This window comes from Bradyrhizobium sp. Arg237L (assembly GCF_029990105.1).
Taxonomy (GTDB): Bacteria; Pseudomonadota; Alphaproteobacteria; order Rhizobiales; family Xanthobacteraceae; genus Bradyrhizobium.
Genome location: NZ_JAQMIL010000144.1, coordinates 1 through 6,720, shown reverse-complemented (window position 1 = coordinate 6,720; position 6,720 = coordinate 1). Strand labels below are relative to the sequence as shown.

General features: G+C 59.5%; 8 protein-coding genes. 2 read left to right on the top strand and 6 right to left on the bottom strand.

Annotation, left to right across the window (positions count from 1 at the left end):
- Positions 1–314: 314 nt before the first annotated feature.
- Complete coding sequence (locus tag OZ411_RS42270; protein ID WP_282532706.1) at positions 315–485, bottom strand: hypothetical protein; 171 nt, start codon at positions 483–485, stop codon at positions 315–317.
- A 290-nt stretch (positions 486–775) separates the two neighbouring features.
- Positions 776–1,954, bottom strand: coding sequence for an alkene reductase (locus OZ411_RS42265; RefSeq protein ID WP_282532705.1), 1,179 nt, complete (start codon positions 1,952–1,954; stop codon positions 776–778).
- Between the two features lie 84 nt (positions 1,955–2,038).
- Here OZ411_RS42265 and OZ411_RS42260 point away from each other — a divergent pair, with 84 nt between their 5' ends.
- Positions 2,039–2,500: a helix-turn-helix domain-containing protein gene (locus OZ411_RS42260; protein ID WP_080664196.1), complete on the top strand. Its 462-nt coding sequence runs from the start codon at positions 2,039–2,041 to the stop codon at positions 2,498–2,500.
- 71 nt (positions 2,501–2,571) lie between these two features.
- Here OZ411_RS42260 and OZ411_RS42255 read toward each other — a convergent pair whose 3' ends face one another.
- The 4 genes from OZ411_RS42255 to OZ411_RS42240 all read right to left on the bottom strand — a co-directional run bounded on the left by OZ411_RS42255 (position 2,572) and on the right by OZ411_RS42240 (position 5,415).
- The gene (locus tag OZ411_RS42255; RefSeq protein ID WP_282532704.1) at positions 2,572–3,549 is read right to left on the bottom strand and encodes a nitrilase-related carbon-nitrogen hydrolase; all 978 of its coding nucleotides are present in this window, start codon (positions 3,547–3,549) and stop codon (positions 2,572–2,574) included.
- 67 nt (positions 3,550–3,616) lie between these two features.
- On the bottom strand, positions 3,617–4,042 hold the full coding sequence (locus tag OZ411_RS42250) for a MarR family transcriptional regulator (protein WP_245287694.1): 426 nt from the start codon (positions 4,040–4,042) through the stop codon (positions 3,617–3,619).
- Between the two features lie 240 nt (positions 4,043–4,282).
- A complete protein-coding gene (locus tag OZ411_RS42245; protein ID WP_282532703.1) occupies positions 4,283–4,696 on the bottom strand; it encodes a cupin domain-containing protein in 414 nt (137 codons plus the stop codon).
- A gap of 20 nt (positions 4,697–4,716) precedes the next feature.
- Positions 4,717–5,415, bottom strand: coding sequence for an alpha/beta fold hydrolase (locus tag OZ411_RS42240; RefSeq protein ID WP_282532702.1), 699 nt, complete (start codon positions 5,413–5,415; stop codon positions 4,717–4,719).
- A gap of 163 nt (positions 5,416–5,578) precedes the next feature.
- Between OZ411_RS42240 and OZ411_RS42235 the strand changes: the two genes are divergently transcribed.
- Positions 5,579–6,409: a helix-turn-helix domain-containing protein gene (locus OZ411_RS42235; protein ID WP_282532701.1), complete on the top strand. Its 831-nt coding sequence runs from the start codon at positions 5,579–5,581 to the stop codon at positions 6,407–6,409.
- Positions 6,410–6,720 lie beyond the last annotated feature (311 nt).

Below are 6,720 nucleotides of genomic sequence, written 5' to 3'. Positions count from 1 at the left end.
ATGCTCATGATGATGTCACCTATTCAAGGGGCCATCAACTACGGGCGTGAAGACAAGCAAATCGCCTCAGCACTTGGCCTGACGTAACGGCCCTATAGCTGCATGGAGAAGGAAGTCCGGTTTGGGTCAAATTGCGAAGAACTCAGCATGAGCAAATCTAGTCCGCCATGCCCCAATTAGCGGACCTCCGTCAGACGAGGCGTTACTTCGCTGATGGGCCACAAGCGGACTCAGGCATCGCAGCAAACATCAGGCAGAGCGTTTCCCGCAATCAATTTCGTGTACTTGGGTCGCAACAGTTTGGGTTGTAACCGTCACTGTGCGGGCACGAGCACCGGGGCGCCCTTGTCCTTGATGAAGAACACCAGAAATTTCGCCGGCTGGGTGCTGCTTGCGTTCCGGTCGAGGACATGAACATCGTCAGGGCCTTCATAGAAGGTCTGTCCCGGTGTCAGTGTCACCTCTTGTCCACCCTTCAACTGCATCACGACGGAGCCCTCCAGCACGTAAACAAACGCATGTGCATTGTGTCGGCAGCGGCGAGCCGCGTTGAGAGCGCGCGGCCGATGCCTTTGCTGGCACCGGTGACGAGAAATGCCCGTTTTGTCATGATGTCTCTACCTCTCGTGAACAAGGGCGGCCAAGCGCACCTGATCCGCAATCACGGGGGAGATCAGGACGACCTCGCCAGCGTCGTGCGGCCGAGTTTCGTGGTCGACCAGCAGGGGTCCGCAGAACCGCCCGGCCCCAACACCTGCTCGACCTACCGCCGCGGTCAACCTGCCGCCGCGTGCAGCGCTACCGATCGATATGCAGAGAAGTCCGTGTAACCCACCTCGCCGCGTCGGGTGTAATAAGTTGATCGGTCGGCCTCGGCCAACGGCCAGCCGTGCTTGAGACGCTCAACAAGGTCCGGGTTTGCGATATACGGTCTGCCGAAGGCGATCAGGTCCACCAGCCCGGTGTCGAGCGAAGCTTGGGCGCGCTCGCGGTCCTTGAAGCCGCCACACCAGATGAAGGCGCCAGGAAACGCCGCCCGAGCCTTGGCAAGCAGAGCGTGGTCGAGGTACCGAGGTTTGAACTCCGCCGTCTCCATATTTCCTTCGGGCATAAGCTCGTAGAGCAGATGGATGTATGCCACGCCGCGACGCCCCAATTGCTCGGCAAGGTACAAAAACGTTTCCTCGACAAGCGGCTCCGGCGGCATGGAGTTGTACTTGCCGAACGGAGACAGGCGAACACCCACGCGCCCCTGACCGAATTCAGCCACCACTGCATCGACGACTTCCATCAGGAAGCGCGTACGATCTTCCATGCTGCCCCCGCCGTAGCGGTCGGTGCGCGTATTGAGCACTGAGTTCATGAACTGGTCGAACAGATAGCCGTTGGCTGCATGGAGTTCGACACCATCGAAACCGGCGTGCCGTGCATTGGCGGCGGCTTTGGCGAAGGTGCCCACCATGGCCGACACCTCATCCGTGCTGAGGGGCCTCGGCGTCTCCGCAGGCATATAACCCAACCGGCCGTCCGGGCCGTGGGCAAACACCGATGAACCCTCTGCCCGTTGCGCGGTGACACCCACCGGGGCCTGGCCGTTCGGCAGAATCGAGGAATGGGCCATCCTGCCGACGTGCCACAACTGCAGAAAGATCGTGCCGCCATGACGGTGAACCTCATCGGTCACCAGACGCCAGCCCTGCATTTGGGCTTCCGAGTGAATTCCGGGTGTCCTCGCGTAACCGTGGCTGGACTGATCCACGTCGGCGGCCTCGGTAATGATCAGACCGGCACTGGCCCGCTGGCCGTAATAGGTGGCGATCAGCTCGTTCGGGAGGTCACCATCGGTCGGGAGGTCGCCCTCAGACGTTCGCGTGCGAGTCATGGGCGGCATGACGATGCGGTTCTTCAGCGGAACAGTGCCGCCAAGCAGTTGAGATTCGAATAGGTCAGTCATAGCTTTTCCCTCGGTCGGTTGCCATCGAAGGTTTACTTTTCGGCAGCCGTGCCCATCTACACACCGTTTAGTCAGTGGTGGCCAATGAAGATCATGAAGAGACTGCCGGGCTTGCCGGCCGAGCGCGCGCTAGGCGTCTTTTCGGGACGTTGGAAGGCAGTCATCCTTCATGTGCTGTTGGATGGCCCGCAACGCACATGCGAGCTGGAACAGCGCATCACCGGCATCTCGCAGAAGGTGTTGCTCGAGCAACTGCGAGCGCTTGAGGAACACGGAATGGTGAGCCGGCAGCCCAGCGCCGGACATCGTCAGGGCATCGAATACCTGCTCACCCCGCTCGGCGAAAGCCTGCGGTCCATCTTGGAGGCGGTCATCGAATGGGGAGCCCATCACGCCAAGGAGCTCGATGAGGTCCATAGGCTTCTGCCATGCGACGCTGTCGTTCGAGATCGCACTGTCCGAGAGGTTCAGGCGCATTCCTCATTACGTGAGCCCCGCGCGACACCGCGTCCAGGCGTATCGTTGTCGCGCATCCGCCGTCCATAACTCCCGATCGGAAAGGCCCTTCGTTAGCTGATCTTTTGCGCGACGCTGGCCCGTCAAACACATCGTCGACCTCATGCCTCGACAAACTCCTGAACCGAGGCTCCGCGACCATGCCCGCTGCGTTCATGAAGATGCTGCGTTGGGCTGCGGTCGATAAGCAAGCTGACCAGTTCCGGCCGGCTGTAATGACCGCGGGAATCCATCAGGCGTTTTCGCTGATCAATAAGCGAGAAGTCGAGATCCGCGATCACTTCACCCTCGCCCGAGCGAAGCGGCTCTTCAATCAATTGCCCATCCGGCGACACGATTGCGGTGAAGCAACCTCCCGAGATCGGCCCTATGCTGCAGCCAGTATCCTCCATGATTTGTGCCTGCTGGTCTGGGCTGAGCCAGGCGGTCGCATTGACCACGAAGCATGCCGATTCCAGCGCATGTTGCCGGATATTGACCTGCGTTTGTTCCGAGAACAGGTCGCCTGCAAACGAGCCGGGATACATTGAGGAATGGATCTGTTCGCCGTCGGCCATCAAAGCATAGCGCGCGAGCGGATTGTAGTGCTCCCAGCAAGCGAGCTGCCCGATACGCCCCACCGCGCTGTCGACAGCACGCAAGCCCGACCCGTCGCCCTGTCCCCAGATCATGCGCTCGTGGTAAGTTGGGGTAGTTTTCCTGCGGCGTTGAATCAGTGTTCCATCGGAGTCAAACAACAGTTGTGCGTTGTATAGGCTTCCTCCGTCACGCTCGTTGACGCCGATCGACGCGACCAAACCAGCTTGCCGGCACGCCTCGCCGATCGCGGAGGTGACTTCCGAGGGAACGGTGACCGCCTGATCGATCAACCGAAGATGTTCCTTACCGAGATTGAGCTGAAAAGCGGACTGCACGAACGAGAAGTAGGGATAGTACGGAATGATCGTTTCGGGGAACGTCGCGAACTGTACACCTTGACGTCCGAGCTCGGCGATTTTTTCAACTACTTTTCCCACCGTACCCTCACGGCTATATAGGACCGGACTGATTTGCACCGCGGCGGCTCTAACTTTACTCATGGATTGTACCTCCTTATGTTGTATCTACAACGGAATGGGCAAAAGGCTGCCTCTACGCGTCAAGCCGTCAGAGTCCCTTGGCAATACTCTTAACGGCCGCCACACCACTCTCGCCCAGCAGATCCTTTCCGAGCTTTTGGGCAGCGCGCCATGCTGGCGCGGCCTCGCTCAGCAGCTTTCTCCCTGCTTTCGTTATCGCGATTGCCCGGCCCCCCCGAGAATTGGAAGCCGCCGTTTCCATGATCCAGCCTTCTGACAGCATCAGCTGAAGATTTCGCGTTAGCGTCGATCTTTCCTGATGATTTTGCCGGCCGATCTCGGCGCGGCTCGCCTCTCCAAGCCGTGCGATGACGACCAGGAGAGAAAACTGAGGTGCGTTGATGCCGAATGGTCGAAGGTGCTGATCATAGATACTAGTGATAACCCGTGAAATCTGGCGCGTCCGCGTCAGTAGACACTCACGATTTATCTCGTTCGCCAAAGCGTCGATCATTTGCATTCCACTGCTATAACTCACTTAGATTAGTGTATATGCAACATAAATCAACGGATTGCTCTCCAAATCGTGAATATGTTCTCGCAGTCGTCCCACCCACTGGAACCATGGCCGGACCGGGCGCGCCAACGTGTAACCGACTTAGGCCAGTCGCGGATATACGGTACCCGACGGTGATTGAGCGCAAGAGACACGTCCTGTACTGGCGCGCTTGATGATCAAGGCTGCGCGGGTCGATCACTTGCGGATGTCGATGTTCTTCTGCCCCCTTTCGACTTGGTCAATGACAAGCAACTTGACCGGCTCCAAGCCGTCAGCCCTGCCTGTGTGCCACCGCTCTATCGCCTCAACGACAAAGTCGCCAGGTCCGTAAACGTCGCTTCTACCGGTTGCGGTGTAGGTGACACGAAGCTGCCCGGACAAGACATACCCGTATCGCGGGTACTTGTGCTGATGTTCTGGCAGGACAGTGCCTGGACGGATCTCGTACACAGACACAGTCACCTGTGGGTCGTCTAGCGACAGGACAAGGGGTTGGTCAATCGCAGTTGTCGAAGTCGACAAAATCGGCTTCTCCACGATGCCATTCTCACCCGCTCGCAGCGGCGCCGCTAGTAGCATTATAACTGAACTTAGGTATGCAAACTTCATCGCAAGCTCCTGTCGAACTTTCACCGATGCTGTAGCAGCTGGGCCGTCAGCTCTTTTGGCATGTCGAGCATCACATCATGTCCGCACGCAAGCTCCGCCTGCCACCAGCGGCGCTCTCCTGCCTGGGTGAAAAATTGCCTGAATGGCCCCTCAAAGCCGGCCGCCAGAATGTATCCGATGGCTGGGACGCCATCGCAGGCCCCGCTGATCTGCGCCGGCACTTCAAAAGTGGACAACGGGTGCATCGTGCACTGTCGGTCCACCCACTCGGCATCTGCCGCGTTGACCGCGAACGACCGCGCCGGGGGTGGCGGGACCTTCCAACCATCGCCGTTGGCCACAGCCAGCTCCCGGTACCTCCTGCCGCTATCAGGCAAGTAGTCAAAAAGGGCTTTGCCGTTGTCAGGCACGAAAGCATCGAGATAGACAAGAGAGCGAACCCGGTCCGGCATACGGTCGGCAACGTGACGCGCGACGACTCCGCCGTAGGAGTGTCCCACCAGGACGATTTCGCGCAGGTCTTCAAAAATCATGAGGTTGGCGACATCTGCGATGTGGGTGTCGAGGCCGACATCGCGGCTCAAGAGATGCGAGCGTTCTCCAATGCCCGTCAGCGTTGGCGTAAATACCCGGTGCGCTTCCGACGCCAGCAGGCCGCGCACGCGACTCCAACACCAACTGCCATGCCACGCTCCGTGGATTAGGACGTAATCTGTCATTGCGATGTATTCCTTGCGATATCGGCGCCGAACACGAGACGACCTGAAGGTGAAAGGGACCGCGCAAATAGCGGCGTCGCGCCGACATGTGGAGGAGGCGCCTCCTTCTGCCTAGTCTGTTTTTCATACTTGAAGTTGACCCGCGGGTGACTACATCGGGCACATGCCCGCTGGTTACGGTCAGTTCTGTCCGGTCGCAAAGGCATCGGAGATTTTCGCCAATCGCTGGACTCCGCTCATCGTGCGCGAGCTGATGGCTGGCGCGCTCTCCTTCAACGACATCCATCGCGGCGTGCCGCTGATCTCCCGGGCCGTCCTGGTCGCGCGGCTGCGTGAGCTGCAGAACCACGGTGTCATTGAACGCCGGCCGCGCACCGATGGGGTCGGTCGTGAGTACAGGCTCACGCCCGCCGGCGAGGACTTGCGGGCGGTGGTGGAAGCGCTCGGCCAGTGGGGAATGACGCACACCCATGACCGAATCAAACGTTCCGACCTTGATCCCGCCCTCCTGATATGGGGATTGCGCAGGCGTGTTGATCTGAGCGCGTTGCCGGATCGCCGGATCGTCCTGCGCTTCGAATTTTCAGGCGTGCCGGCGAGCCGTACGAAATTCCGAATCATGTGGCTGATCCTCAGACGATCCGGCGTCGACATCTGCATGAAGGACCCGGGATTTGCCGTCGATCTCACACTTCGCGGCAATATCCGTGATTACGTCGAAGTCTATCTTGGCCATACGAAATGGCGCTACGCGGCCCGCACTACGCTGCAGCTCGATGGCGATCTGCAGATTGCAAGAGCGTTTCCTGTCTGGCTGCGATTTGAAATGGTAAACGGCCGAAATGCTCCAGCCCCGCATTTGGCTGGGCCTGCTCCCGTTCAGACCGATCACTCGGATCGGCTGCCGTCCCGGCCCCGCGGAATGCGGGCTCGGTCGCCCGGCGGTTCGCGCGCGACAGATCGCAGGCGCGCGTACGACTCGCGGTCACCGTAACGCCGTCCTTGGCTCGGTTGTTCGTCTATCCCTGGAGTGATCTCGAGCGGGGGCCCGCTGCAACCTCCCGGGGGACATCAGCCGCCCGTCTGGTTGTCTCGAGTCCCCCCGACTCTCATGGGCCAGCTAAGATGCGCGAACCAGCCCGACCTCGATTTCGCTCCGAGGACCGCTTCGGGTCAACATCCGTCGTCGGATCGGTCGAATTGGACCCAAGTACGTCTTCAATCGTCTGAAAGCCGACGTCATTTCAGAGGTTATCGGCTTGAGAATGGTCGACCTCACTAATTGAGGAGGTCACCATGATCGAA

Excerpts from the sequence above, each read along its gene's own strand:
- OZ411_RS42255 (WP_282532704.1), bottom strand. The coding sequence starts at position 3,549 with ATGAGTAAAGTTAGAGCCGCCGCGGTGCAAATCAGTCCGGTCCTATAT.
- OZ411_RS42270 (WP_282532706.1), bottom strand. The coding sequence starts at position 485 with ATGCAGTTGAAGGGTGGACAAGAGGTGACACTGACACCGGGACAGACC.
- OZ411_RS42265 (WP_282532705.1), bottom strand. The coding sequence starts at position 1,954 with ATGACTGACCTATTCGAATCTCAACTGCTTGGCGGCACTGTTCCGCTG.
- OZ411_RS42260 (WP_080664196.1), top strand. The coding sequence starts at position 2,039 with ATGAAGATCATGAAGAGACTGCCGGGCTTGCCGGCCGAGCGCGCGCTA.
- OZ411_RS42250 (WP_245287694.1), bottom strand. The coding sequence starts at position 4,042 with ATGATCGACGCTTTGGCGAACGAGATAAATCGTGAGTGTCTACTGACG.
- OZ411_RS42240 (WP_282532702.1), bottom strand. The coding sequence starts at position 5,415 with ATGACAGATTACGTCCTAATCCACGGAGCGTGGCATGGCAGTTGGTGT.
- OZ411_RS42245 (WP_282532703.1), bottom strand. The coding sequence starts at position 4,696 with ATGAAGTTTGCATACCTAAGTTCAGTTATAATGCTACTAGCGGCGCCG.
- OZ411_RS42235 (WP_282532701.1), top strand. The coding sequence starts at position 5,579 with ATGCCCGCTGGTTACGGTCAGTTCTGTCCGGTCGCAAAGGCATCGGAG.